Origin of the sequence: Roseicyclus sp. (assembly GCF_052168335.1) — a bacterium.
Lineage (GTDB): Bacteria > Pseudomonadota > Alphaproteobacteria > Rhodobacterales > Rhodobacteraceae > Roseibacterium.
The window spans coordinates 1-2,273 of sequence record NZ_JBQLZP010000307.1; the positions used below are offsets into that span (position 1 = coordinate 1).

General features: G+C 72.2%; 2 protein-coding genes. Both read right to left on the reverse strand.

Features of this window, described 5'->3' with window-relative positions:
* Positions 1-2,067, reverse strand: a complete 2,067-nt coding sequence (locus ACTS11_RS09550) for a hypothetical protein (protein WP_442640088.1) — start codon at positions 2,065-2,067, stop codon at positions 1-3.
* Between the two features lie 3 nt (positions 2,068-2,070).
* Positions 2,071-2,273: DUF4159 domain-containing protein (locus ACTS11_RS09555; RefSeq protein ID WP_442640089.1), on the reverse strand; the 203-nt coding region annotated here is incomplete at its 5' end.

Sequence of the window (2,273 nt, forward strand, 5' to 3'; positions counted from 1 at the left end):
CTAGCGGCGTCCTTCCCTCAGCCACGCGCCCAGCATCAACGCCGAGGCGACCAGCAGGAACAGCCACGCCGAGACGAGCGGCGTCACCGTCACATCCGTCGTGAGGTAAGCCTCCCGCGTCGTCAGCCCGATCCACCCGCGCCCGGAGGCGTTGCGCCCCTCGGCCACGCGGCGGAGGTCCGGGAACCCGTCCTCGAGGCGCAGCACGGCGCCGGTCAACGGCTCGACCACCGGGGCGAGGCGCGCGTCGCTCGCGATCGTCTCCTCGAACTCGCGGGGCGCGGCGGGGCCGAGCGCGATGACCGTCTCGAGCGTTCCGTCCGTGAAGCGGTAGAGGCCCTGCGCGGCGCCGTCGATCTCGGCCGTGTGACGGCCGGGCGATGTCTCCTCGAGCGCGAGGACATCCTCGGTCCCGTCCGGGTAGGTCACGGTGACGTCGGCCGCGTCGTCGGCCAGCGTCCGGCGCGTCACGGTGACGGTCTGCCCATCGGCGCGCGCGACCAGCGCCTCCTCCTCGAGGTCGGGCTCGCCCATCATCCAGTGCGCGAGGCGGCGCAGCATCTCGAGCTGCGGCCCGCCGCCCTCGTAGCCGCGATCCCAGAGCCAGGCGTGATCGGAGGCGAGCAGCGCCACACGCCCCTCGCCCACCCGGTCGAGCATCAGGAGCGGCGCGTCGTCCACACCCGTCATCACCGTCTGCCCGCCCTGCGCCGTCAGCTCGATCTGGCGGAACCACCGGCCCCAGGGCTGGTCGCTGTCCGGCAGGGGCGTGTGTTCGGCGTCGAGGCCCGCGGTCACGGGATGGCGCTGTCCGAGGTCCGAGATCTCCGGCAGGAACGGCTCCTCGATCACGCGGGCCGTCGGCCGGCCCGGCAGGATCTCCGACAGCGGCGTGCGGTAGAGCGAAGCCGCGGAGGCGAAGTCCGGTCCCGCCGCCAGCAGGAGCGCGCCCCCGTCCACGACGTAGCGGCGGATGTTGTCGATGTAGAGCATCGGCAGGATGCCGCGCCGCTGGTAGCGGTCGAAGATGATCAGGTCGAACTCGTCCACCGCCTCCATGAACAGCTCGCGCGTCGGGAAGGCGATGAGCGACAGCTCGGTCACGGGCACGCCGTCCTGCTTGTCCGGCGGACGCAGGATGGTGAAGTGGACGAGGTCCACGGAGGGGTCCGACTTGAGCAGGTTTCGCCAGGTCCGCTGCCCCGGATGCGGCTCGCCCGAGACGAGGAGCACGCGCAGCCGGTCGCGGATGCCGTTCACCTGCACCACGGCGGCGTTGTTGCGGTCGGTCAGCTCGCCCTCGGCCTCGGGCACGACGAACTGGATGACGTTCTGCCCGGCGTGCTCCAGCGTCAGGGGCAGGTTGAGCGTCTCGCCCACGGGCACGGTGAAGCTCTGCGGCTCGGCCCCGTCGATGGCGATCAGGATCTCCGACCGGCCCGCGAGGCCGGAGGGCACCGCGCCCTGGTCCTCGAGCCGGAGGCGGAGCTGGAACTCCTCGCCGATGATCGCGAAGGCGGGCGCGTTCTCGATCACGAGGCGGCGGTCCCAGTCGCCCTCGCGCCCCGTGAGCAGCGCGTGGATCGGCGCCGGCATGTCCGGCACGAGGTCGGCGTCGTGCAGCTGACCGTCGGTGACGAGGATGGCGCCCGCGATGCGCGCGCGCGGCTCCTCCGCCATCATGCGCGTCAGCTCCTCCATGAGCAGCGTGCCGGCGTTGTCGGGCGCGTCGCCCACGGTTGAGACCCGCATCTCCATACCCAGCGCCCCGACCTCCGCCTCGAGCCGCGCCAGCGACTCGGCCGTCTGGGCGGGGCGGTCCGAGAGGCCCTGACTCGCGCTCTCGTCCACCACGACGAGGACGATGTCCGACAGCGGCTCGCGTTCCTCGGACTGGAGCGAGGGGTTGAGGAGCGCCGCGAGAAGCACCGCACCCGCCGCGAGACGGTAGGGCCAGCCAGGCAGCCGCCGCCAGAGGGCAAGGCCCACGATCAGGGCAGTCAGCACCCCCAGCGCGTAGATCAACGGGAGCGGCAGGAGCGGGTCGAGAAGGATCTGCTGCGCCATCGCCTACTGCCCCAGCCGTTCGAGAAGTGCGGGCACGTGCACCTGGTCGGATTTGTAGTTGCCCGAGAGGACGTGCATCACGAGGTTGACCCCGAAGCGCAGCGCGATCTCGCGCTGGCGCTCGCCCGTCATGCCGCGCCCGACCGGCAGGAGCGGACGCCCGCTCTCGTCCACGGCCCAGGCCGCGGCCCAGTCGTTGCCACCGA

Excerpts from the sequence above, each read along its gene's own strand:
- ACTS11_RS09550 (WP_442640088.1), bottom strand. The coding sequence starts at position 2,067 with ATGGCGCAGCAGATCCTTCTCGACCCGCTCCTGCCGCTCCCGTTGATC.